General features: G+C 60.6%; 20 protein-coding genes. 6 read left to right on the top strand and 14 right to left on the bottom strand.

Annotated elements, in window-relative coordinates; genetic code table 11:
- Positions 1 to 3: 3 nt before the first annotated feature.
- The 5 genes from ugpC to WI754_RS23960 form a co-directional block, all read right to left on the bottom strand.
- The gene (gene ugpC / locus WI754_RS23980) at positions 4 to 1,065 is read right to left on the bottom strand and encodes a sn-glycerol-3-phosphate ABC transporter ATP-binding protein UgpC (protein ID WP_341487782.1); all 1,062 of its coding nucleotides are present in this window, start codon (positions 1,063 to 1,065) and stop codon (positions 4 to 6) included.
- A 5-nt stretch (positions 1,066 to 1,070) separates the two neighbouring features.
- Positions 1,071 to 1,931 carry a carbohydrate ABC transporter permease gene (locus tag WI754_RS23975; protein WP_341487985.1) on the bottom strand — a complete coding sequence of 287 codons (861 nt, stop codon included), beginning with the start codon at positions 1,929 to 1,931 and terminating at the stop codon, positions 1,071 to 1,073.
- A gap of 14 nt (positions 1,932 to 1,945) precedes the next feature.
- Positions 1,946 to 2,869, bottom strand: coding sequence for a sugar ABC transporter permease (locus WI754_RS23970; protein WP_341487781.1), 924 nt, complete (start codon positions 2,867 to 2,869; stop codon positions 1,946 to 1,948).
- Between the two features lie 230 nt (positions 2,870 to 3,099).
- On the bottom strand, positions 3,100 to 4,359 hold the full coding sequence (locus WI754_RS23965; protein ID WP_341487780.1) for an ABC transporter substrate-binding protein: 1,260 nt from the start codon (positions 4,357 to 4,359) through the stop codon (positions 3,100 to 3,102).
- A 713-nt stretch (positions 4,360 to 5,072) separates the two neighbouring features.
- Positions 5,073 to 5,366 carry a hypothetical protein gene (locus WI754_RS23960; RefSeq protein ID WP_349438053.1) on the bottom strand — a complete coding sequence of 98 codons (294 nt, stop codon included), beginning with the start codon at positions 5,364 to 5,366 and terminating at the stop codon, positions 5,073 to 5,075.
- Positions 5,367 to 5,664: 298 nt separating this feature from the next.
- Here WI754_RS23960 and WI754_RS23955 point away from each other — a divergent pair, with 298 nt between their 5' ends.
- Positions 5,665 to 5,850 (top strand): hypothetical protein, encoded by a 186-nt coding sequence (locus WI754_RS23955; RefSeq protein WP_349438052.1) that lies wholly within the window; start codon positions 5,665 to 5,667, stop codon positions 5,848 to 5,850.
- Between the two features lie 212 nt (positions 5,851 to 6,062).
- Here WI754_RS23955 and WI754_RS23950 read toward each other — a convergent pair whose 3' ends face one another.
- From WI754_RS23950 to WI754_RS23920, 7 genes are all read right to left on the bottom strand, one after another.
- Positions 6,063 to 7,229 (bottom strand): ABC transporter substrate-binding protein, encoded by a 1,167-nt coding sequence (locus WI754_RS23950; protein WP_341487779.1) that lies wholly within the window; start codon positions 7,227 to 7,229, stop codon positions 6,063 to 6,065.
- Positions 7,230 to 7,312: 83 nt separating this feature from the next.
- Entirely contained in the window at positions 7,313 to 8,056 is a 744-nt protein-coding gene (locus tag WI754_RS23945) for an ABC transporter ATP-binding protein (RefSeq protein ID WP_341487778.1), read from the bottom strand.
- A complete protein-coding gene (locus WI754_RS23940) occupies positions 8,049 to 8,804 on the bottom strand; it encodes an ABC transporter ATP-binding protein (protein ID WP_341487777.1) in 756 nt (251 codons plus the stop codon). The genes WI754_RS23945 and WI754_RS23940 overlap by 8 nt, the downstream gene beginning before the upstream one ends.
- On the bottom strand, positions 8,801 to 9,850 hold the full coding sequence (locus WI754_RS23935) for a branched-chain amino acid ABC transporter permease (protein WP_341487776.1): 1,050 nt from the start codon (positions 9,848 to 9,850) through the stop codon (positions 8,801 to 8,803). Before WI754_RS23935 ends, WI754_RS23940 begins: the two co-directional genes overlap by 4 nt.
- Positions 9,850 to 10,704, bottom strand: coding sequence for a branched-chain amino acid ABC transporter permease (locus tag WI754_RS23930; protein WP_341487775.1), 855 nt, complete (start codon positions 10,702 to 10,704; stop codon positions 9,850 to 9,852). The genes WI754_RS23935 and WI754_RS23930 overlap by 1 nt, the downstream gene beginning before the upstream one ends.
- A gap of 177 nt (positions 10,705 to 10,881) precedes the next feature.
- Positions 10,882 to 12,078, bottom strand: a complete 1,197-nt coding sequence (locus WI754_RS23925; protein ID WP_349438065.1) for a LysR family transcriptional regulator — start codon at positions 12,076 to 12,078, stop codon at positions 10,882 to 10,884.
- A complete protein-coding gene (locus WI754_RS23920; RefSeq protein WP_341487773.1) occupies positions 12,078 to 12,959 on the bottom strand; it encodes a DUF1932 domain-containing protein in 882 nt (293 codons plus the stop codon). Before WI754_RS23920 ends, WI754_RS23925 begins: the two co-directional genes overlap by 1 nt.
- A gap of 187 nt (positions 12,960 to 13,146) precedes the next feature.
- Between WI754_RS23920 and WI754_RS23915 the strand changes: the two genes are divergently transcribed.
- Genes WI754_RS23915 through WI754_RS23900 form a run of 4 tightly spaced genes read left to right on the top strand, consistent with a single transcriptional unit; the run spans position 13,147 to position 16,606 of the window.
- The gene (locus WI754_RS23915) at positions 13,147 to 13,881 is read left to right on the top strand and encodes a PIG-L deacetylase family protein (protein ID WP_341487772.1); all 735 of its coding nucleotides are present in this window, start codon (positions 13,147 to 13,149) and stop codon (positions 13,879 to 13,881) included.
- 21 nt (positions 13,882 to 13,902) lie between these two features.
- The gene (locus WI754_RS23910) at positions 13,903 to 14,865 is read left to right on the top strand and encodes a VOC family protein (RefSeq protein WP_341487771.1); all 963 of its coding nucleotides are present in this window, start codon (positions 13,903 to 13,905) and stop codon (positions 14,863 to 14,865) included.
- Positions 14,866 to 14,868: 3 nt separating this feature from the next.
- Positions 14,869 to 15,540, top strand: coding sequence for a 4-carboxy-4-hydroxy-2-oxoadipate aldolase/oxaloacetate decarboxylase (locus tag WI754_RS23905; RefSeq protein ID WP_341487770.1), 672 nt, complete (start codon positions 14,869 to 14,871; stop codon positions 15,538 to 15,540).
- A complete protein-coding gene (locus WI754_RS23900; protein WP_341487769.1) occupies positions 15,533 to 16,606 on the top strand; it encodes a 4-oxalomesaconate tautomerase in 1,074 nt (357 codons plus the stop codon). The genes WI754_RS23905 and WI754_RS23900 overlap by 8 nt, the downstream gene beginning before the upstream one ends.
- Before the next feature lie 168 nt (positions 16,607 to 16,774).
- Here WI754_RS23900 and WI754_RS23895 read toward each other — a convergent pair whose 3' ends face one another.
- Positions 16,775 to 18,226 carry a PAS domain S-box protein gene (locus tag WI754_RS23895; RefSeq protein ID WP_341487768.1) on the bottom strand — a complete coding sequence of 484 codons (1,452 nt, stop codon included), beginning with the start codon at positions 18,224 to 18,226 and terminating at the stop codon, positions 16,775 to 16,777.
- Positions 18,227 to 18,636: 410 nt separating this feature from the next.
- Here WI754_RS23895 and ppc point away from each other — a divergent pair, with 410 nt between their 5' ends.
- Complete coding sequence (gene ppc, locus WI754_RS23890) at positions 18,637 to 21,387, top strand: phosphoenolpyruvate carboxylase (RefSeq protein WP_341487767.1); 2,751 nt, start codon at positions 18,637 to 18,639, stop codon at positions 21,385 to 21,387.
- A 22-nt stretch (positions 21,388 to 21,409) separates the two neighbouring features.
- On the opposite strand, the gene WI754_RS23885 is transcribed toward ppc, so the two are convergent.
- Entirely contained in the window at positions 21,410 to 22,417 is a 1,008-nt protein-coding gene (locus WI754_RS23885; protein WP_341487766.1) for a LacI family DNA-binding transcriptional regulator, read from the bottom strand.
- Between the last annotated feature and the right edge of the window lie 91 nt (positions 22,418 to 22,508).

Raw genomic sequence — 22,508 nt, 5'->3', positions numbered from 1 at the left:
GTGTCAGACGTCAACACGAGCTTGTGTCTCTCCGTTGAACAGAAACACGCGATTGGTGGTGACCTTGACGCCGATCTTCTGGTCGATCTGACCGTTGAAATTCTTGTCGGCACGCAAGGTCATGAGTTGACCTCCCAAACGCAGACTGACGAGCGTATTCTCGCCGGTGAGTTCCACCGAGTAGATCGGCGCAACCAGATTGACGTCAGCATCCTCGGCCTCGGCCGCAATGATGTCTTCCGGGCGGACACCAAGGACGGCGTGGGAAATATTTGCCCTGCCGAAGCCACCGACCCGGAAGCCGGCGCTGGCGAACACACCCTCCCTCACCTCCCCCGGAATGAGGTTCATCGGCGGCGAACCAATGAAGCCGGCCACGAAGAGCGTGCGCGGATCGTTGTAGATTTCCCGTGGCGTTCCAAGCTGCTCGATCACACCCTTGTTCATCACGGCCACGCGGTGGGCGAGCGTCATCGCCTCTATCTGATCGTGGGTGACATAGACCGTGGTGACCTGCAACTCATGCTGAAGATGCTTCAGTTCCGCACGCATCTGGGTGCGAAGCTTGGCGTCGAGATTGGACAGAGGCTCGTCCATGAGAAAGACGCGCGGCGTGCGAACGATCGCGCGGGCGAGTGCGACCCGCTGGCGCTGGCCGCCGGAAAGCTCCTTCGGCAGACGGGACAACATCGTGTCCAGTTCGACGCGCCGCGCGACCTCGGCTATTCGTCGCTTGCGTTCGACAGGCAGCACCTTTCGGATCTTCAGCGGGTAGCCGATATTGTCCTCGACGGTGAGGTGCGGATACAAGGCATAGGACTGGAAGACCATCGCGACGTCGCGATACTTGGGCAGGACACCGTTGATGCGATCCGCGTCGATGTAGATATCGCCCGACGTGGCTTCCTCGAGGCCCGCGACCATGCGCATGGTCGTTGTCTTGCCGCAACCGGAGGGTCCGAGCAGAACGAGGAACTCCTTGTCCCTGACCTCAAGGTTGAAATTGTTCACCGCGACGAATTCGCCGAACTTCTTGCAGACGTTTTTGAATGTGACGGACGCCATGGGCCTCAACCTTTGATGGCACCCAGGGACAATCCCCGGACGAGATGCTTCTGGACCATGAAGGCGAAGATGACGATCGGCACGCAGGCCATGAACCCGGCCGCGCTGATTTCGCCCCAATACGTCTTGTACTGCGTCACCCGCCCGGCGATGCCGATCGGCAGCGTCTGCGATTGCTCCGTCAACGTGATGATGAGGGACAGCAGGAACTCGTTCCACGAGATGATCAAACAGAAGATGGCGGTGGCAGCAAGACCGGGTCGGGCAAGCGGCAGGGCCACGTGCAGGAATGCGCCCCAGCGCGTGTCGCCGTCGACCATCGCCGCCTCCTCCAGCTCGACCGGAAGGTCCTGGAAATAACTCTTCATCATCCAGGTCGCAAACGGCAGGTTGAACGCGGTGTAGGCGACGATGAGCGCAGATTTCGTGTTGAGCATGTCGAAGTAGTTGAAGAACAGGTAGAGCGGAATGATGCTGACGATCGGCGGCATCATGCGCGTCGACAGGATCCAGAAGGAAATCTGTTTGCGCCATTCCCAGGGATAGCTGAACCGCGCCAGGGCATAACCGGCCATCGTGCCGAAGACGAGGGACACGATGGTCGTTCCCATCGCAACGAGAAAGCTGTTCAGCGCGTAACGCAAGAACGGACGTTGAATGAAGGCTTCGTCATAGTGCTTCAGCGTCGGGTGCCAGGGCAGCCACTCCGGCGGCACCGCGAAAATGTCGATATCAAACTTGAACGAGTTCGCCGCGATCCAATAGATCGGGAAAAGCGTGAGAACCAGCGCGACAAAGATCGTCAGGTAGGCCGACAGGTGGATGAAGACCTCCCTGGTGCGGCTGCGCGCGCGTATGGTTGTTATCGCCGTCGCCATGGTCACTCCGCCAGCCGCATGCGTTTCATGAACCACGTGCTCAGAACGATCGTCACGAACAGCACGAACAGCGATATCGCCGCTGCATAGCCGACATCGGCGAAGCGGTAGGCGACCTGATAGATATAGAGGCTCAGCACCTTGGTCCGGTCGGCCGGTCCGCCGCCCGTCAGGATGAACACCAGATCGAAGAGACGCAAAGCATCCATGACGCGCAAAAGCAGGGCAATGGCAATGACAGGCTTGAGGAACGGTACCGTCAGGTCCCAGAACTGCCGCCAGGACGAAGCACCATCGAGTTCGGCTGCCTCGTATGGCTCGACCGGCAGGCTGGCCAGCCCCGCCAGCATCAGCAGGAAAATGAACGGCGTCCATTGCCAGACATCGGCGACAATGATCGAGAACATCGCCAGATCCACATCGCCCGCCCATGCCTGCAACGGAAGACCGAGACGGTACATGATTTCGTTGAGAACACCGAATTGCGGTTCGTAGATGATCTTCCATGTGATCGCCACCGCTATCGGCGGGAGCATCATGGGGATCATCAGCACCGTCTTCAGAAAGGTCATCCGGCGGATATACTTGTCGAGCAGCAGCGCCAGGCCGAGACCGAGAAGGAACTCGGCCGTCACCGCCGAGACGGTGAACACGACGGTGTTTAGCAACGCCACATGGAATTGCTGGTCAGACAGAAGCCGCACGAAATTGCCGGGACCGACGAAATCCCATGGCACATCGGGATTTGGGCTGATTTTGTGAACCGCCGCATAGAACATGTAGATGCTGGGGAAAATCGTCAGTCCCAGCAGGATGAGGACCGTCGGCGCAAGCATGAGGACGCGCAAATGCCGCTCTGCCCAGCGTTCAAGACCGCCGCCCGGTCGAAGCGGCGCGGTCAATGGGCCGCTTTCGGACTTCAACATTCATCTCTCCCGCAAAGCCCTGTCCCGGCGCTTGAACTGTCGGGTTTCAAGCCCTCAGGGCGCGATTGCCGGCGCCATAAGCAGCGGGGTCCGAAAACCCCGCTCCGATGCTCGCTGCTTGAGCGGGATAAGGAAAGTGTGAAACGGCTTTCCGCTCGGGTCCCGCTCTAACTTATTATCATTGCTCACGATTATCATTTTGGATTGAGTCATTCCAAAATCATCGTGACCTAGTAGATGTTCGTTATCCGCGACACCGCGTCCTGCGCGTTCTTCAGGGCCTCTTCCGGCGTGCTCGTGCCCGCCACCGCCTTGGAAAGCTCGATGCCGAAAGCGTTCTCGATCTCCGGCCACTTCGGATGACGTGGACGGGGTGTGGAGGCCTGGATTGCCTCCATCAACACCGGATAGTGCCGGAACTTCTCTTGGCTCGTCAGTTCCGGGTCGGTGAAGACTGAGGTCCGGACGGGTGGATTGCCGCGTGTGGCGGAAATCTTAATCTGTTCGGCCGAGGTCGCCCAGACCGTGAAGTCGAAGGCTTCCTGCTTGTTCTTGGACGCCGCCATAATACCCATGGTCCAGTGGCCGATTTCCGAGCTTCCCGGCTTGGTACCGGCGGGAATGGTGCTGTAGGAGATCTTGCCGACCATTTTCGACTGGCTCGGGTCTTCAAAGGTGGCAACCCAATTCGGCCAGTTGATCGACGAGGCCGCCGCGCCGGCAGCGAGTGCCGTGCCGACCTCGTTGGCATTGTAACTCTCGACCCCCTTGGGTGAGATATCGCGGAGCGCCATGAACGTCTTCATGGCGGCGGCCCCTTCGGGTGTGTCGATCGTCACCTTGGTCCGGTCGGCATTGAAGAGATCGCCGCCATAGGACCAGAAGATCGGCATGAAATCGGCGACCACCGGGTTGCCCTGACCGCCGCGGAAGACGTAACCGAAGTAACGGCCGCCGCCGCTATCGGTCAGCGCCTTGCCCGCCTTCAGCACGTCATCCCAGGTTTTCGGGGCATCGACGCCGGCTTCCTTGTATTTGGCGGCGTCATAGAAAAACATCTGTGCATTTCCCACATAGGGCAGGCACACATAAGGTCCCGTATTGTAGGGGTTGCGGCAGATCGCCAGCGACTTCGAAAGGAAATCGCTATCTGGTCCTTCCATTCCGGCCGACTTGAAGTAAGCCGTCAAATCCTCCAGATGCCCGTTCTCGGCGAAAAATGGAATCCACGGATCGTCCATCAGGATGATATCAAAGACACCGGATTTGGTGGCGCCGGCATTGGCTCCCTGTTCGAAAACATTGGCGTATGGTGCCTGGACGATCTCCACCTTGGTGCCCTTCAACTTCGAATAGTCGGCGGCCGCCGCCCTGAGGCCGTCTCCTTCGCTGCTTGACGGTACGAGGATTGTGATGTCGGCCCATGCGGCTCCGTTGAGCGCGAGTACGGACGTCGCGATAGCCAAGGTGAAAAACAGTCTGCGAAGCATTGTACACCTCCCATTCCGAGCTGTTGTCCAAAGACCTTTTCGTAGGGGGCTCACTCTTTCCGGCATGGCAGAAACGTTAACTCTGCTCCCGCGCGGACCACTCTGCGACAAGGCGAAACATCGTCCGGCATGTCGTCATCGAGCCGGCCTTGCTCCCGGTTTGATTTTATCACATCAGGCGCTGTATTTAGAGAGGTTGTATTAGCAATCTATGAAATTTCCTCTTGGGTAGTAACCAAGGAGGTTGGGTGCGTAGTGATGGCTATGCGGCTAGCCAAATTTGCGCACCGCAGCGGGAATTCGCCTTAAGAAGGCGGTTGTACATGAAACGGTCCGAGAGACGAACGAAGACGCCGGCTGGTGAATGTCATGAGGGAGAAAGGGACGACCGCATTCCCGGTGATGCCGCAGTTGGCGGAAGATCATTGACTAAGGCGGCGGCTGGCAGCGACTGATTGAAGGCACGGAACCTCACGTGCCTTTGACGCTTGTTCCTCAGGGAGGCGGTCGATGGGGCCGGAGGCCAAAAGCCGAGCCCTTGTCCGCGCGGCGCCAATGTGGGGGCTGCGTTATCCTTATAAGGCGCGTTCGGATCACTGAGCCGGCTGCGCGCAAGCGCCTCGCGAAATACAGCAAACCGCAGATGAATAGGATCGCACCAACAAGAATTGCCAGCACAGCATCGTCTTCCTTTGAGCCTGCCTTTCCAATCTTCAACCCCCATTCGGGGTAATGTCGGGAGGCATATCCAACAATTCCGCATAGAGGAGCAGTTGGGTCGACAATTCTCTGGCGTCAGCCGCGGACATCGCAACCTGAATCTGGTGCGGCGACCGGTCTGTGCGTTGGTACACGTCCCATTCATGCTGCGAAACGGCGTATCCCAGACGCAGCACGACGACGTCGTGCAATGGCATAGAGGTAACGCCCCACTCCAGAAGGGATTGCGTTTTCAACTTGTCATTACTGTAAAATTGCCATTTGGAGCTATCAGCTGGTCTCACCATGCAGATCCTTCCGGAGAACGGTATAGCGGCTCTCAGGCGGACAATGTATATTCGATCTCCCTAATATTCTCTCGTACTAAAGACGTAGCCGCCCGTACCAAAATCATTGGACGTGGTTTACCCTGACCGCCCGGCAGAACCAAATCCGGTGTCTTCGAATTCCTTCGCCGCCGCCGCAACTGACTGACTGAAAAATGTATGTCTACTTTACGTTCAATGACGGTACCGGCGTTGAACCGGACGGAACTCGAGATTTCGGTGATCTCGACGCTACTTGCCCCGAAATCTGAGTTTCGCCTTGCGCGCCGACGGCATCATTTTTGAATCTGGGGGCGAGACCCCCCCTTTTTTAATCCGAAATATCTTCGTCGCCCCTCGCTCGGAGCAATCCGCCCTTGAGATCACGACGCCGCTGATCCTGTTCTCGACACTGTCTCTCGCCATGATCCAGTGGCTGCAGCGCAGGGCGGACGCCACAAGCTGATGCGCACCGATTGAGGTCAGACCTGGAGATCGGCATGGCCCGTCATGGGTCGCGTCAATCGCGAAGCCAAGCCGAGAAACATGATTCTGCATTCACCTTTCAAGACCTCTTCAAAAGTGGCGGTCGTAGCGTCGTCAGCCGCAAGCGTATCGGTGGGAATCAAAAGTTGACCGCGGCCAGGCCGCGATCCCTTTGCCAAGCAGCGATGATGATCAGTGAGCGGGGTCCTTCACACCGTCGTAGGTCTGGAATTCGACATTGTAGAGTTCGCCGTCGACTTTCTCCACCTTGCGAAGATAGATGTTCTGGACGATGTCGCGCGTGTCGGGATCAATCTGGATCGGACCCCTGGGGCTGTTGATCTGCATGCCCTTTGCGGCGTCGATGAAGGTCTGGCCGGTCGCGTCGCCGTTGGTCTTGTCGAGTGTCTTGTAGATCAGGTCGAGCGCATCCCAGGCCGCAACCGCGACCATGTTCGGCCGCATGCCGTCGTTGTTCTTCTTGAACGCTTCGACGAAGGCCTTGTTCTCGGCGGAGTCATGGTTTGCCGAATAGGGTCCGCCGGTGACGACGCCCAGCGCCGCGTCGCCCATGTTGTTGAGGAGGTCGTCGTCCGTGACGTCCGCCATGGCGATGACCTTGATGCCGGACTTGTCGAGGCCGCGTTCAACGAACTGCTTCATGAAGGCAGCCCCCGCACCCGTGGGCACGAAGACGAAGAGCGCTTCCGGCTTCTCATCGGCGGCACGCTGCAGAAAGGGCGCAAAATCCGGATTTGCCAGTGGCACCTTGAGCTTCGAGATCACCGTGCCGCCGTTTGCCTCAAGTGTTTGCTGGAACCATTTCTCCGCGTCTGCTCCCGGACCGTAGTCGGAAACGATGCTCACGAACTTCTTTGCGCCGTTTTCCGGGGCCCATTTGCCGATGGTGCTGGCCATCTGCGGAACCGTCCAGGAGGCTCGCACCATGTAGGGCGAGGCATCGATGACGGACGAGGTCGCTGCGACCATGATGACCTGCGGAATTTTGGCACGTTTCGAAAGCTGCGCGACGGAAAGCGCCGCCGGCGTGTTTCCGAAGCCGGTCAGGATCGATACCTTGTCACTGGTGACGAGCTCCTGCGAGATACGAAGCGCATTGTCGGCGGCGCTGGCGTCGTCCCTTATGACGAGCTCCACCTTCTTGCCGCCGGCCGTTTCGCCGCGGGTGGCGACGAAGGTTTTGATGGCGGCGCTGATCTGGCGTCCGTTCGACTGGAAATTTCCGGTCAGCGGGATGACGACGCCAACCTTGACCGCCTCCTCCGCGAAGCCAGCCGAGGGCGCCGCGGTGATGGCGGCTGCGGCAAGAACGCCTAGTGCCCATTTCCTGATACTCATGTCTCTCCTCCTGATTGATGCAACTGTTGTTGATGTGCCTGCGGTCCACCAGCCAAGTCGCGAGCGGCGGGCGGGCCTTTGTGTCAGTGCCTCTGTTCGACTGCCGCAGGTGCCGCGGCCGTTGCCGCTCCGACGCCTAGGAACTTGCCGAGGGTAGCGCTGTCGTCGGCGAGAGCGGCGCTGTCGCCGGAATAGGCGACCGAGCCGCGCTCGAGAATGATCGCCTTGTCCGTGATCGAAAGAACCTGCTGGGCGTGCTGTTCGACAATGATGGCCGCCATGCCCTCGTCGCGGACGATGCGCCGGATCGCAGCGAGCACTTCCTCCACGATGATCGGCGCAAGCCCTTCGGTAGGCTCGTCCAGCAACAGGACCTTGGGATTGAGAACCAAAGCGCGGGCGATGGAAAGCATTTGCTGCTCGCCGCCTGAGAGCTGGTTGCCATAGTTGGCGCACCGCTCCTTGAGCCGCGGGAAGAGATCGTAGACGGCCTCGAGCGTCCACCGGCCCGTCCGAGCGACCGCCGTGATGTTCTCCTCCACCGTCAGCGAGCGGAAGATGCCGCGCTCCTGCGGCACCCAGCCGATGCCGGCCTCGACGCGCCGCTCCGGCGGCAAGCGGGCAATATCCTGCCCCCGAAGGATGACGCGACCCCCATGATAGCGCGTCAGCCCGACGATGCTGTTCAGGGTCGTCGTCTTGCCGACTCCATTGCGCCCGAGCAGGGCAACGACCTCACCCTCGGCGACCGACAGGCTGACATGATGCAGCACGACAGCTTTGCTGTAGCCGGCCGAAAGGCCTTCCAGCGTCAGGAGTTCACCCATGATGCGCGCCTCCGAGATAGACGTCCTTTACCCGGGGGTCGCGCGAAATATGCTCGACGGAGCCCTCCGCGAAGAGCGCACCGGCGACCAGCACTGAGATGCAGGTGGCGAAGTTGAAGACGAGATCCATGTCGTGCTCGATGAGCAGGATCGACACATCGGTCGGAAGCGCCGCCAGTCGCGTCAGGACTTCATGGCGGTCCGCCTCGGGCACGCCGGCCGCGGGCTCGTCGAGCAGGAGCACCTTCGGTTTGCAGGCGATCGCCAGTGCGATCTCGAGGAGTCGCTGCTTGCCATAGGGCAAGCCAGAACAGGGCTGGTCGAGCACCGTGTCGAGGCCGAAGTCGTGGACGAGGCCGGCGATTTCTGCCTCGACGCCTGGCAGCGATCCGGCAAAGCGAAACCAGTTTCTGCCGTGCCCGCGACGCTCGGCGATCACCAGGGCGAGGCTCTCCACCACGCTCAGCTGGCCGAACAGCTGGTTGATCTGGAATGTACGCACGAGGCCCCGCTGCACCCGTCGTTCCCGCTTGAGTGACGAGATATCCTCGCCATTCATGAAAATTTCGCCGCTCGAAGGTTTGAGCACACCGGTGAGCAGGTTGATGAAAGTCGTTTTTCCTGCTCCGTTCGGTCCGATCAGGGCGTGGCGGGCACCGCGTTCGAGGCGGAAGCTGACATCGGTCGTGGCCTGCAGCGCACCGAACTTCCTGTTCAGGTGTCTTGTTTCAAGTACGGCGACTGTCACGGCGCCCTCCCTTTTGATGTCTGGCTGCGGGACGCACGGCCGGCCAATTCCGCGACGCGCGCGGACAGCCCGGTGACAAGATTGCGAGGCTTCTCGCGCCCGATCAGGACAAAGGCGATGAGCAGGATGCCGACCCAGAACTGCCAGTATTGCGGGGTGATCGATGACAGCGCGTCCTGGATCAGTTCGTAGACCAGAGCGCCGATGATACCGCCGTAGAGATAGCCGGTGCCTCCGATGACAAGGACCATCAGCCCATCGGCGGATTTCTGGAAGGACAGCGCATCGAGCGAAATGAACTGCTGCGTCTGCGTGAACAGCGCTCCTGCGATGCCCGCGTAGGCGCCGCCCAATACATACATCGCCACCAGTCGCGGATTGACGGGAATGCCGACCGCGGAGGCGCGAAGAGGATTGTCGCGGACCGCCTTCAGCGAATAGCCGAAGGGAGAGGAGACGACGAGCCGGGCCAGAAGAACGAGGATAAACAGGACGGCAAGGCTGTAGGCGCAGGCGGTGTGGCCGAAGATGTCGAACTCGAAGACGCCAAAGAGCGGATCGATGGTAATACCCTGCAGGCCATCCGCGCCGCCCGTCAGCCAGGTCAGCTGGTTGGCAATCTCCGCAAAGACCGCCGCCACGCCGAGCGTCACCATGAGCCGCGTCAGGTCACCGCCTCTGAGCAGGAGAAAACTCGTGAGGAAGGCCACGAGCGCGCCGGAAAGGGCGCCGACGAGAAGACCTGAGAGGGGCTCGCCGGTAACATAGATCGAGAAAAGGCCACTGGCATAGGCACCGACACCGTACATGGCGGCCTGCCCCAGGGAAACGATGCCTGCATAGCCGAGGATCAGATCGAGGGAGAGTGCCAGAATGGCGAAGCCAGCGATCTCTGTGAGAATGAGGTGTTGATCGGGAAGGAGGAACCAAGCGATGACAGCCATCACCCAGAAGGCGATTTCCAAAACCGTCCAGCGAGCTGGTTTTTTCAGGATGCCTGAAACCCGTTGCCGCAGGATCGAGTTTGCGACGTCAGAGTGCAGCATCACTGGGCCCTCGCGAACAGACCCTGCGGCCGCAACACCAGAACTGCCACAAGGACGATATAGATGACGAACCCGCCGAGGGTTGGAACATAATATTTGCCGAGCACGTCTGCGATGCCGAGCAGGATGGATGCACACAGGGGGCCGTACATACTCGACGTACCGCCGACCGAGACGACGATCAGGAAATAGACCATGAATTTCAGCGGGAAAGTCGGGTCAAGGCCGAGGATTTCGGCGCCGAGCGCGCCGCCGAGGCCGGCCAAGCCCGATCCAACGGCGAAGGTAACGGCAAAGATGGTGTTAACCCGAATGCCCACGCCGCGGGCGACGCGGGCGTCATCCACCGAGGCGCGAAGCCGGCTTCCGAAGCGGGTGCGAGCAAGCACCAATTGCAAGGCGATGGCGAGGATGCCGCACACGACAACAAGGAAGGCCCGATAGATGCCGATACCGACCCCGAGCAGGCTGACGCGGCCGCGCAGGAATTCGGGCAAGTTGAGGATCTGTTGCTGTGACCCCATGACATAGTCGATCCCGGCGACCGCTACGAAAACGATACCTATCGAGAAAAGAACCTGATCCAGATGGCTCTTGTCGTACATGCGGCGGTAAAACATCCTCTCGAGCAGGACACCGACCGCGGCAGTGAAGAGGAAGGCAACTGGCAGCGTCAGCAGGAAGGGCATGCCCCAACGGTTTGTCAGGATGACCGTGACATAGCCGCCTGCCATGGCGAAGGCGCCGTGGGCGAGATTGATGAAGTTCATCAATCCCAGCGTCACCGCAAGGCCGCATGAAAGTATGAACAGCAACATGCCGTAGGCCATACCGTCGAACAAAAGGGTCAGCATCTTTCCTCCCTACCCTGCACCGCACCCCTCCAGGATCGCCGCGCTCTTGCCCCGTTTCTTCCGCAGAAGCCGCGGTTTGGCGCTTTGCCGGGGTAAGCTAGAGATGACTGGAAGCGACGCGCTTTCCCATTTCAAAATCGCCGGGCGATCATAAGAAAAAACTATAGGGGTGGGTTCTCAGCCGCGGCTGGCGATCAGATCCAGGAACTGCTGCTGTGCGATTGTCGGCAGCCAGTTCTGACGAAGCGTGAGGCCGATCGGGCGCGATGTGTGCCCAAGATCGACCGGCAGCGCGTGCATCAGGCCGCGGGCGATCTCTGCCTCTGCCTGTAGATGCGAGATACAGCCGAGATGGTCGCTGGTATCCAGAAGCTCGCGCATGAGTATAAGCGAACCTGACTCCACGATACTCTTCGGCGCCCGGTCATTAAGGGGCGCGAACAGGGCGTCGAAGTGGCGGCGAATGGGGGTTTCCTTCTGCGCGACGACCCAGGGATAGGCCGCAAGCTCTTCGAGCGCAAGATTCGCTTTCCCTCTCAGCGGATGGCGCTGGCCCGCGACAATCACCAGAGTATCGGAAAACAGCGCACGCTGCTCGACATCGCCGATCGGCACCGGATCGCGAAGCGCACCGATCAGGAAGTCGATCTCGCCGCGCCGCAGCCCGGCGAGAAGATCGGCGTAAGGACCTTCGAGAATCTGGATGGGCAGGTTCGGGCGCAGTTTGCGGAAACTGGCTATGGCCTTGGGCAGGACGTACGACCGCGAGAGAGGCATCGCCCCGACGACAATGCGGCCGGCCTCCTCCGACTTAAGCTCGGCGAGATCCGCATCGGCCTGGGCGAGTTCCACGAAGGCAAGCCTCGCGGCCTGGGCAAGCGCCTGGGCGGCGCGGGTCGCGACGATCCCGTAGGATGTCCGCTCGAAAAGCGGGCGGGCCGCCTCGTGTTCGAGCTGGCTCACGGCACGATGCACGGTCGGCTGGGCAAGGCCGAGCCGCCGCGCTGCAAGGGTGAAGTTCTCCGCCTCGCGGACGGCGATCAGGGCATTGAGCTGCGCCGTGGTCGCGGTCACTCGCAGTCGTGGTGATAATTCGCCCAGCGCGGCATCCAAAAAAGCAAAGGCCCTGCGTAGACGCCGCGCGAGAACCTCTCCCGCATTGTTGGGAAAAAGCCCCTGGGGCGTTCGGGTAAAGAGCGGCAACCCCGCCGTGCGCTCCAACTTGGACAGCGCCTGGGTCACGGCCGGCTGTGAGACGAAGCAAAACTCGGCCGCCCTGGTGACGGAGCCCGTGTCAACCACGCAGAGGAACACGCGCAGGTGACGCAGGCTGTGCTGCGATGTTTTCACGGTGAATTGAGCTGAAGGGGAAATCACGGTTTCAGTCGCTCGAGAATACGATCCGCGCGCCACGCAAGTGAACCCTCGGATGCAGACAGGGAAAGGTCGGCTATCTGTCTTTGCCACTCGACTGCCGCGCGTGTCATCCGGTCGGGGAGCCCGAAGTCGCAAAGGGTGTTTGCGACTTCCTGCATCTCCGCTGCACGGCGAGCCCCGTGCACTATCATCCTTTCCAGATTATAGGCTGAACGCGCCCTCCAATCGAACCCCGGATCGGAAGCCTGAAGCGATGCGACGACGGCCTCCTCTACCCCTGCGCGACGGGCGGCCAACATACATTCGGCTGTCAGCGCCTCCATGCCCTTGATCATCACGGAGCGCAGCATCTTGATCGCCGAAGCCTGCCCGATCTCGGGCCCTACGACCTTGGTGTTCATGCCGAGCGTTGCAAGGAGGCGATGCGCCTCCTCGGCCGCCGTACCGGCCAGCAACATCAGAGTGCGATGGCGCGCGGGGTGGATAGGCGCCATGACTGCAACATCCACATATCGGCTGCCGGCATTGTTGATCGCGGCCGAGGCGGCCTTCTTCGTCGAGGGAGCGCAAGAGTTGCAATCGAAATAGAGCGCGCCGGCGCGAATGAACTCGCCGGCGCTCTTGGCAGCGTCCAGCGCGCGGTCCGCAGTCACAAGGCTGAAGATTGCATCACTGCCAGCCAGAGCCTCGCCAACAGTCTCAGCGCATTGCACACGTAGATCGCGGCAGACCTCGACGATATCAGGACGTTGAGCAACGTCGTCATATTTGACATCGAAGGTCGAGATCACCGAGACCGTCCCCTGGTTCGATGCGTGCCATCCTGCGACGATCGCCCGAGCGGCTTCGCCAAATCCCAACATCGCGATTTTCGACACCGTTTCCTCCTCAAGGTCCTCCCGGAGGCCAGAGCTCCTGGGTCTTCGTGCTTCCTTCCAATTCTGGCAAATCGGACCGCACAAAAACAGTCGCCATAGCCAAAACTTATCGCTTCGACCTGAAATCCGAATTGGCAAACGACCGGATTGCGAGCGAGATCGGTGGCATTCACGGAAGGAGGCATCCATGCCACAAAACAAGACCGCCCTTGTCATCAGCGCCCACGCCGCCGATTTCGTCTGGCGTTGCGGCGGTGCGGTCGCGCTGCATGCGGAAATGGGGTATGACGTGACCGTCGTATGCCTTTCATTCGGCGAGCGCGGCGAATCCGCCAAACTCTGGAAGCAGCCCGAAATGACGCTCGACCGCGTCAAGGCGGCACGGCGGTCTGAATCGGAAAAGGCCGCAAAGGCGCTCGGGGTCCACAATCTCATCTCCTTCGATCTCGGAGACTATCCACTGCGCCTCACGGACGAGGACAAATACCGCCTCGTCGACGTCATCCGCGGGGTTCAGCCGTCCTTCATGCTGAGCCACTCACAATACGATCCCTACAACACCGACCATATGTACGCCACGCAGGTCGCGCTGGAGGCGCGGATGATAGCGCAAGCCTGGGGCCACAATCCCGGCCAGGCGGTTCTGGGCGCGCCGCAGCTCTACCTTTTCGAACCCCACCAGACCGAACAGATGGGCTGGAAGCCCGACGTCTTCCTCGACGTCACTTCGGTGTGGGAAAAGAAGCGCGCCGCGATCGAATGCATGGAAGGACAGGAGCATCTGTGGGATTTCTACACGCGCGTGGCGCAAAACCGGGCCAACCATTTCCAGCGCAATTCCGGCGGGCAATCGGGTGGACGCGCTGCCAAATATGCGGAAGGCTTCCAGTCGGTATTCCCGCGCACGGTCGATGAGCTCTAAGGCTTGTGGGAGGAGAATGAATTGGAACCCTGTTTTGATATCGCGCATCTGGCGCATGTTGAGATGTTCACCGACAGGTTCGACGAGAGCCTGGATTTCTTCCTGCGCGTCTATGGCCTCAGCCTTGCGGGCCAGGACGAGAATTCGGCCTACCTGCGCGCTTGGGATGACTACGAATTTCACACGCTGAAGCTCACGCGCCATCACACCACGGGCATCGGACACGTGGCCTACCGGGCCTCCTCACAAGCAGCGCTGATGCGGCGGGTCGCGGTGATAGAGGCGAGCGAATACAAGGTCCTGGGATGGATCGATGGCGACCTCGGTCACGGCCGGGCCTTCCGCTTCGAGGACCCGTTCGGCCACGTCTTCGAAATCTATTGGGACACCGTGCGCTACAGCCCGCCCGACAACGAAAGACCGGCGCTGAAGAACATGGCGCAGCGTTATCACGCGCGGGGATGCCACCCCCGCCGGCTCGATCACCTCAACCTTCTGGCGCACGACGTCTCCGAATTCCGCGCTTTCATGCAGACATGCCTCGGTTCGCGTGTCACGGAGATGATTGAACTCGACAACGGCCGACTCGGCGGTTGCTGGTTTACGGTCAACAACAAGACCTACGACCTTGCCTGCACAGAAGAACATGGCGCAGGCCATGCGCGTCTCCATCACGTTACCTATGCGACGGACTCGCGAGAAGAAATTCTCCGAGCGGCCGATATCTTTCTCGAAAATGGCGTGCACATAGAGACGGGCCCTCACAAGCACGCGATTCAGGGCACCTTCTTCCTCTATGTCTGGGAACCGGCCGGCAACCGCGTCGAACTCGCCAATTCCGGCGCACGCCTCATTCTTGCACCCGATTGGCAGCCCGTCGTCTGGACAGACGCCGACCGGAAGAAAGGACAGGCCTGGGGCCTGAAAACCATCGAAACTTTCCATACGCACGGCACGCCGCCGCTGGACAAGAAAGGACACTGAACCATGGCTGTCGTGGTGCAGACGATTACCCGCGCCCCACAGGCTGTTATCGACGGACTTGCCGCGGCCGGCGTTGCCACAGTGCACGAAGCGCAAGGGCGCAGGGGCATGCTTGCGAGCAATATGCGACCGATCTATACCGGCGCCCAGATCGCAGGCTCCGCCGTGACAATCTCGGCGCCTCCCGGCGACAACTGGATGGTGCATGTTGCCATCGAACAGTTGAAGGAGGGGGACATCCTCGTCCTTGCCCCGACCTCACCCTGCGACAACGGCTATTTCGGCGACCTGCTGGCAACATCCGCCATGGCCCGCGGCTGCCGCGGGCTGATCATAGACGCCGGTGTGCGCGACGTTCGGGACCTGACGGCCATGCGCTTTCCCGTCTGGTCCAAGGCGGTTTCGGCACAAGGCACGGTCAAGGAAACCGTCGGTTCGGTCAACGTGCCGGTCGTCTGCGCCGGTGCCTATATAGAGGCGGGTGACGTAATCGTCGCCGATGACGATGGCGTGTGCGTCGTCAGACAGGCCGAGGCGGTGGCGGTACTGGCCGCCGCCGAAAAAAGGCTGGCGAACGAAGAGGCAAAGCGCAAGCGGCTCGCCGCGGGCGAGCTCGGCCTCGATATCTACGATATGCGTCCGGCGCTTGCCGCCAAGGGGCTGAAATATGTCTGAGGACGGTATCCCCTGCCTCTGGATGCGTGGCGGAACCTCGAAGGGCGCGTATTTCCTGAAGAGCGACCTGCCGGCGGACCCAAGTGAGCGGGACGATCTCTTGTTGCGCATCATGGGCTCGCCTGATCCGCGACAGATCGACGGCCTCGGCGGCGCCGATCCGCTGACCTCCAAGGTCGCCATCCTCTCGCCATCGAGCTGCGAGCATGCCGATGTCGACTACCTCTTCCTGCAGGTCTTCGTCGACCAGGCTCTGGTCAGCGACGCCCAAGGTTGCGGTAACATTCTCGCAGGCGTCGGTCCGGCGGCGATAGAACGGGGCCTCGTCAGGCCGGACGGCGAGGAAACCGAAGTCCGCATCCATATGTTGAACACCGGCGAAGTGGCGGTCGCCCGGGTGCAGACGCCCAACGGTCGCGTCAGCTATGCCGGTTCGACCGGGATCGCCGGCGTGCCGGGCGCACATGCCGCGGTCCCGCTGCTCTTCGTCAACATCGCCGGTTCAATGTGCGGCACCCTCCTGCCAACGGGAAATGCCGTCGACATGATCGAGGGCGTCGAAGCAACGCTGATCGACAATGGCATGCCCTGCGTGATCATGCGCGCCGTGGACTTCGGTCTGACCGGCCGGGAAAGCCGCGAGGCGCTTGAGGCGAATGCCGATCTCAAGACCCGCCTCGAAGCGATCCGCCTCACTGCCGGCCCGATGATGAATCTCGGCGACGTCAAGGAAGCGTCGGTTCCGAAGATGACACTGGTCTCGGCGCCGACACAGGGCGGAGCGATCTCGACTCGAAGCTTCATACCGCATCGGGTCCATGCCTCGGTCGGCGTGCTGGCCGCAGTCACAATCGCCACCGCAACCCGGCTTGCGGGAAGTCCGGCTCAGTTGCTTGCCCTGGCCCCGGACGATGGCCGCTATCAGATCGAGCATCCGACCGGCTCGATGGAGATCTTTCTCGATCTTGCCGATGACGGCTCGATTCGTGGGGCCGGCACTGTGCGCACCGCACGCAAGCTGTTGGACGGATTGGCCTTCCCGGGGCCGAAACGGACTGCCACGTGAAATCGGGTCTTTCCCCTCCCACCAGGCCGCCCGAGCGACGTTGTCCAGCTTTTGTCAATCAGCCCGGACATTGACCCCGATATGCTGTGCACTCCTCGGCTCGGCGCTGCCAGCTTTCTCTGGGCCAAATTCAATCTCTTCTTCCGTTGCCGCACAACAGCACTCGTTCTACAGTGGGCAGAGCCGATCCCGCATTACCGACAGACGGATTGACAGACCCTCGGGTTTCCAATCACGGACGATGTCCCCACCCAACTGGTTTCGGACCGTTGCCTTGCCGAGAAGAGTGCCGAATCCTTCGCCATCGCCGCTTCGGTCGACTGGCGGTCCGCCGCGTTCGGTCCATGTCAGGACAAAATGCTCCCCGTCCTCATGGCAGGAAATGTCAATCGCACCTTCGGGAACGGACAAGGCTCCATATTTGGCCGCGTTGGTGGCGAACTCATGCAGCAACAAGGCGAAACTGGTCACCGCCGAGCCGCCGATCTGGATATCTGCGCCGACCACGCTGGCCCGCGGCTGATGACCGGCCAAATCGCTGTCATAAGGCGCCAGGATCGTTCCGATCAGCCTATGAAGGGTTGTTGCCTGCTCGGTTCGACCGACCACTTCAGAGGTCCTGGGGATGGTCAACGCATGTGCCCGCGCCAGTGCATTCAGGCGGTCTCGCACGGCCGAGGCCAGTTCGGAAGGGGTGTCTGCTGACCGAGCGCTGAGGGAGACAACGCTGCTTGCGACTGTGAACAGGTTTTTGACCCGGTGATCCATTTCCCGGATGAGAAGATGTTGCTGTTCCTCGGCACGCCTGCGCTCGGTAATGTCGCGGGCGATCTTCGAGGCGCCGATAACCCTGCCCTCGCGGCTTCTGATCGGAGAAACACAAAGCGATATTTCAATCAGGCTGCCATCCTTGCGTCTTCGGATGGTCTCGTAGTGATCGATGCGTTCACCACGGCGAATGCGGCTCAGGATCTCCGGCTCCTCATTGTGCCGCTCCAAGGGGATCAGCATGGCGACCGGCTTGCCGACGGCCTCCGCTGCAGTGTAGCCGAATAGACGTTCAGCGCCGCGATTCCAGCTGATGATGGTGCCATTCAGGTCTTTGGCAAGGATCGCATCGTCCGAGGATGCCACGATGGCGGCGTACCGCTGCGCGGCCTCGTCGGCGATTGCCCGATCGGTAAGATCGACGAGCATGTTGACGGCGCCGATAAGATTGCCCGCATCGTCAAACAGCGGCGTCGGGAAAGCAAGGAAGGGAATGCGCGTGCCATCGGGGCGCTCTGCCACCGCTTCCAAGCCCCGATTGGCACGTTTTTCCTTCAATGCAATCGCCATCGGACATTCGTCGTGCGGCAACGGCCTGCCATCGGGCCAATATAGCTTCCAGGATCCGCAGAATTCGCTTTTGCCGAGCTCCGGACGGACGCCCCACATCGCAACTGCAGCACTGTTGTAAAAGGTTATCCGGCCGCTTGCGTCCGTCGTATAGATCGGCTCGGGAAGCGCCTCAAGAATACGCTGAACAGCCATCTCCCCACCCAGTGACTGACCGAGCAAATCGTCGGCGGGGAAACCGACAGCTTCATCGACGTCCTCGAAGATCGGAAGAGAGGTCATTTGGCTCCCTTGTTTGGAAGCGCCAGCTTCCTGCGTCCGAAAGTCGGACCATTCGACTATAATCCGTAAGGGCACATATCGGAAGCCTTGTCTTTACCCCAACCAGTCCAAGTCACTTTCGTATACCGCTGCGGCTTTGTCAGCCAGGCCCACTTTTCGGCCCAGCAATTCGATCATCGCATGAAAGCGCACTCCATCGGCCGACGCCTGGTGAAACGTGAGGCGCGTTTGGTGACAATTGCCTCGTATGGGTAGCGGAGCACTCGACATACGCCGAGTGCTCGCCACCACGCCCCCGCCGGGGCTTACCGGCCTCAGGGTATCTTTTGACCGGTTCGTGTCGAGCCTTGACCGCATGACGGCACTGTGCAACGCTATGCTAACGTTAGCACCTGCAAAGGCCGAAATTGGTGACACAAAACCAGCATAAGGACGAGCCGCTCCTGAGCGACATAAGACTGCTCGGGCGGCTGCTCGGCGAAACGATCGCCATGCTCGAAGGCGACGATGTGTTCGCTGTCGTCGAACGCGTTCGCCAACTCTCCACTCGCTTCCATAGACACGAAGATACCGCCGCTCGGGAAGAATTGATGACCCTGTGCGAAACTCTCTCGCCCGGGGTCTGCAGCCGGGTCATCCGTGCCTTCAGCCAATTTTCCCTGTTGGCGAACATTGCTGAGGATTTGCACCATATTCGACGAGCGCGCTTGCACGCCATTCAACTTGCCCCACCCCGTGAAGGTTCATTGGAGCGGGCACTCGGGCTGATCGAGAAGGAGGGCATCGGGCGGTCGGGGCTCCGCGCATTTCTCGCGAGCGCGATGATCTCACCGGTCTTCACGGCGCATCCGACGGAAGTGCGCCGCAAAAGCATCATTGACCTGGAAAGCGGAATCTCGGACACCCTCGCACGCCTCGATCGCTGTCAACTCACCCCGGAGGAGCGCCAAGCCTGCGATGCCGATCTGCGGCGTTCCATAGCGACGCTGTGGCAGACCCATAGCCTGCGCGGGCAACGTCTGCAGGTGGTGGATGAAGTGATGAACGGGCTTTCCTATTACGACAGTACGCTCTTCCCGGAGATTCCCCGTCTCTATGCCCTATTGGAGGACCGGCTCTCAGAGCCGGATGAAGGACATATTACCAAGCTGCCATCCTTCTTGCGCATGGGAAGCTGGATTGGCGGAGACCGCGACGGCAATCCCTACGTCAATGCGTCAACATTGCGCGAAGCTTTGCGACTTCAAAGTCAGCGGGCCTTCGCTCACTACCTGGAGGAATTGCACCAGCTCGGGGCGGAGCTCTCACTGGACAGCCGCTACATCTCGGTATCGTCAACGTTGCGGGCTCTCGCCGACCGCTCACCTGACAGGTCGCCGCACAGGGGAAGCGAGCCCTACCGTCGCGCAATATCGGGAGTCTATGCAAGCTTGGCAGCAAGCGCAATCGAGCTGGGATATCACGGCATCGCGCGCGCGCCCGTGGGGCAAGCTCTTGCCTACGCGAACCCTTCAGAGTTCACTGACGATCTGGAGACTATCAGCGCGTCCCTCATCGCGAACGGCATGGCCCCCTTGGCGCGAGGTCGCCTGCGAAATCTCGAAAGGGCGGTGGAGGTGTTTGGCTTTCATCTTGCCGGTATCGACCTTCGCCAGAATTCCGAGGTGCATGAAAGGGTGGTGGACGAGCTGTTCGAGTGTACTCGTCCCGGCACACACTATCGCAACCTCTCCGAGGAGGAGAGGCTGGCTCTGCTATGTGAGGAATTGAGATCGCCCCGCCTGCTGACTACGCCCTTCGCTTCTTATTCGGAAGAGACGACGAGCGAACTCGAGGTGCTGCGGGCGGCTGCGGAAGCGCACCAGCGGTTTGGCCCCTTGGCGGTTCCGAACTACGTCATCTCGAAGGCCGGCGCTCCTACGGACGTTCTGGAGGTAGCGCTTCTCATGAAGGAGGTGGGACTCTACCGGCCCACGGAAGGCATAGCAGCGATCAACATCGTGCCGCTGTTCGAGACGATCGCCGACCTGCGCGCCTCGTGCAACGTCATGGAGTCGCTTTTCATCCTGCCCGAATATGCCAGCTATCTTGCGGCGCGCGGCAGAGTGCAGGAGGTGATGCTGGGTTATTCCGACAGTAACAAGGATGGTGGCTATCTGACGTCAGGGTGGGAGCTATACAAGGCCGAGACGGCGTTCATCGGCCTGTTCCGCAAACATGCAGTAGCGCTGCGGCTCTTCCATGGACGTGGCGGCTCGGTCGGTCGGGGCGGCGGGCCGAGCTTCGAGGCCATCCTCGCGCAGCCCGCCGGCGCAGTCGACGGCGCCATTCGCGTCACCGAACAAGGCGAAGTCGTCTCAGCGAAATACTCCAACCCCGAGCTCGGACGACGCAACCTGGAACTGTTGGTGGCGGCAACGCTGGAGGCGTCGCTCTTGCACCGTCGCCACACGCCACCCAAGCCGGCCTATCTGGAGGCCATGGAAGATCTGTCGGCGCTCGCGATCGCGGCTTATCGTGGTCTGGTCTATGACACGGAAGGTTTCGAGCAATTCTTCTGGGAATCGACCGTAATCGGCGAAATCGCAAAGCTTAACATCGGTAGCCGCCCCGCCTCACGCACGGCCTCACGTCGGATTGAGGATCTGCGCGCGATACCTTGGGTCTTCGGCTGGTCCCAGTGTCGACTCATGCTGCCCGGCTGGTATGGCTTCGGCTCGGCAGTCAAGATATGGCTCGAGCGCAACCCAGGCTCGGGCCTCGCGATGCTGCGCGAGATGCATGCCGAGTGGCCCTTCTTCCGAACGCTCCTATCCAACATGGACATGGTACTAGCCAAGAGCAATATCGCCATCGCCTCGCGCTATGCCGGTCTCGTCGAGGACGAGGCGCTTCGGGATGCCATTTTTTTTCGCATCCGAAGCGAATGGCACGACACCGTTGACCACCTTATGCACATCACCAGCCACAAGGAACTTCTGGAGCGAAATCCCTCGCTGCGACGGTCCATCCTCAATCGCTTTCCTTACCTCGACCCGCTGAACCACCTGCAGGTGGACTTGCTGAGGCGCCATCGCAGCGGTGACAGCAGCCCAGAAGTGCAGCAAAACCTGCATCTCACGATCAACGGAATTGCCGCCGGTCTGCGGAACAGCGGCTGAGTGGCTTACCTTCTTTTCGCCATTAGGCAGGAGGAGGACCCGAACTGTTCCGGACGATCAGGTCGGGTGGGGAGATGGAGCCGTAAGGCGCGCTGTTCTGACTCTTGTTCTGTAGCTGGTGCAGGAACCATAGGCCGCAAGCCGTCGCCAGTTCCGACACAGGCAACCGGACCGTCGTCAGGCCCGGTCCCCACCAGCGATAGCCGAGTTCGTCGCCAAAGCCTACGACGGAAAGCTGCGAGGGCACCTGTACACCCAGTCGATTGAGCTCATCTATGGCGCCAAGCGTATTCTGCACCGTCCCGATGACGAGCGCCGTCGGTCGCCTTGGCCTCTCGAGCAGGCGCCGGACCGCCTCACGACCGAATTCCGTCGATGATGGCGGCCCCAGTTCTTCCACCCGATCGACCTCTACCCCTATGGCCGCGATTGCGTCGCGAAATCCCTGGATTCGCGCCATACCGGTTGGAAGGTCTCCCGTGCCGCCAACATAGGCTATGTGTCGATGACCCAGTTCTAGAACATGCCTCGTCGCCTCGAATATCGCCTTGGAGTCGTCAATCCCGAACCACTGCTCCCCAAGCGAAGCCTGCTTGCGCAGAAGCTGAATGTGCGGTGTCAGTTTCAGGAGCCGAGCCGCCTCCGGATGTGGCTTAGCGCTTGGGACGAGTATGATGCCTGCGACGTTGACGCTCGTCAGCTCGCGGATATGTTGCAATTCTAGCATCCTGTCGTCGTCTGTTTCACATAGCGTCAATTGGTAGTTCGCCGATATCAGACAACGCGAGAGAGCATGCGCGATGGTCGAGTAGAAGCTGTTTCGGATATCGGGAACGATCAAGCCGACGAGGTTGCTCGACACGCCACGCATCATGCGCGCCGCACGATTTGCCACGTAGCCCGCCTCGTCCGCCGCCTGCTGAACCTTCAGCTTCATCTCGTCGCTGATGCGCTTATCGCCGGCGAGCGCACGCCCAATCGTCGAGGGCGACACGTTCAGGACTGCCGCTAGATCTTTTATCGTAACCATAAAACCCGCACCCATGTAGACTCAGCGGCAAACGATAGCATGAAACGGCTGCACTTCAACGGCTTCCACCCGCAGAAGATGGGGCCACTAA

Source organism: Pararhizobium sp. A13 (assembly GCF_040126305.1).
Lineage (GTDB): Bacteria > Pseudomonadota > Alphaproteobacteria > Rhizobiales > Rhizobiaceae > Pararhizobium.
This window is presented reverse-complemented; position numbering and strand designations above follow the sequence as displayed.

Coding starts and splice junctions, on each gene's coding strand:
- ugpC (WP_341487782.1), bottom strand. CDS start 1,065: ATGGCGTCCGTCACATTCAAAAACGTCTGCAAGAAGTTCGGCGAATTC.
- WI754_RS23970 (WP_341487781.1), bottom strand. CDS start 2,869: ATGTTGAAGTCCGAAAGCGGCCCATTGACCGCGCCGCTTCGACCGGGC.
- WI754_RS23965 (WP_341487780.1), bottom strand. CDS start 4,359: ATGCTTCGCAGACTGTTTTTCACCTTGGCTATCGCGACGTCCGTACTC.
- WI754_RS23960 (WP_349438053.1), bottom strand. CDS start 5,366: ATGGTGAGACCAGCTGATAGCTCCAAATGGCAATTTTACAGTAATGAC.
- WI754_RS23950 (WP_341487779.1), bottom strand. CDS start 7,229: ATGAGTATCAGGAAATGGGCACTAGGCGTTCTTGCCGCAGCCGCCATC.
- WI754_RS23945 (WP_341487778.1), bottom strand. CDS start 8,056: ATGGGTGAACTCCTGACGCTGGAAGGCCTTTCGGCCGGCTACAGCAAA.
- WI754_RS23935 (WP_341487776.1), bottom strand. CDS start 9,850: ATGCTGCACTCTGACGTCGCAAACTCGATCCTGCGGCAACGGGTTTCA.
- WI754_RS23930 (WP_341487775.1), bottom strand. CDS start 10,704: ATGCTGACCCTTTTGTTCGACGGTATGGCCTACGGCATGTTGCTGTTC.
- WI754_RS23915 (WP_341487772.1), top strand. CDS start 13,147: ATGCCACAAAACAAGACCGCCCTTGTCATCAGCGCCCACGCCGCCGAT.
- WI754_RS23905 (WP_341487770.1), top strand. CDS start 14,869: ATGGCTGTCGTGGTGCAGACGATTACCCGCGCCCCACAGGCTGTTATC.
- WI754_RS23900 (WP_341487769.1), top strand. CDS start 15,533: ATGTCTGAGGACGGTATCCCCTGCCTCTGGATGCGTGGCGGAACCTCG.
- WI754_RS23895 (WP_341487768.1), bottom strand. CDS start 18,226: ATGACCTCTCTTCCGATCTTCGAGGACGTCGATGAAGCTGTCGGTTTC.
- WI754_RS23885 (WP_341487766.1), bottom strand. CDS start 22,417: ATGGTTACGATAAAAGATCTAGCGGCAGTCCTGAACGTGTCGCCCTCG.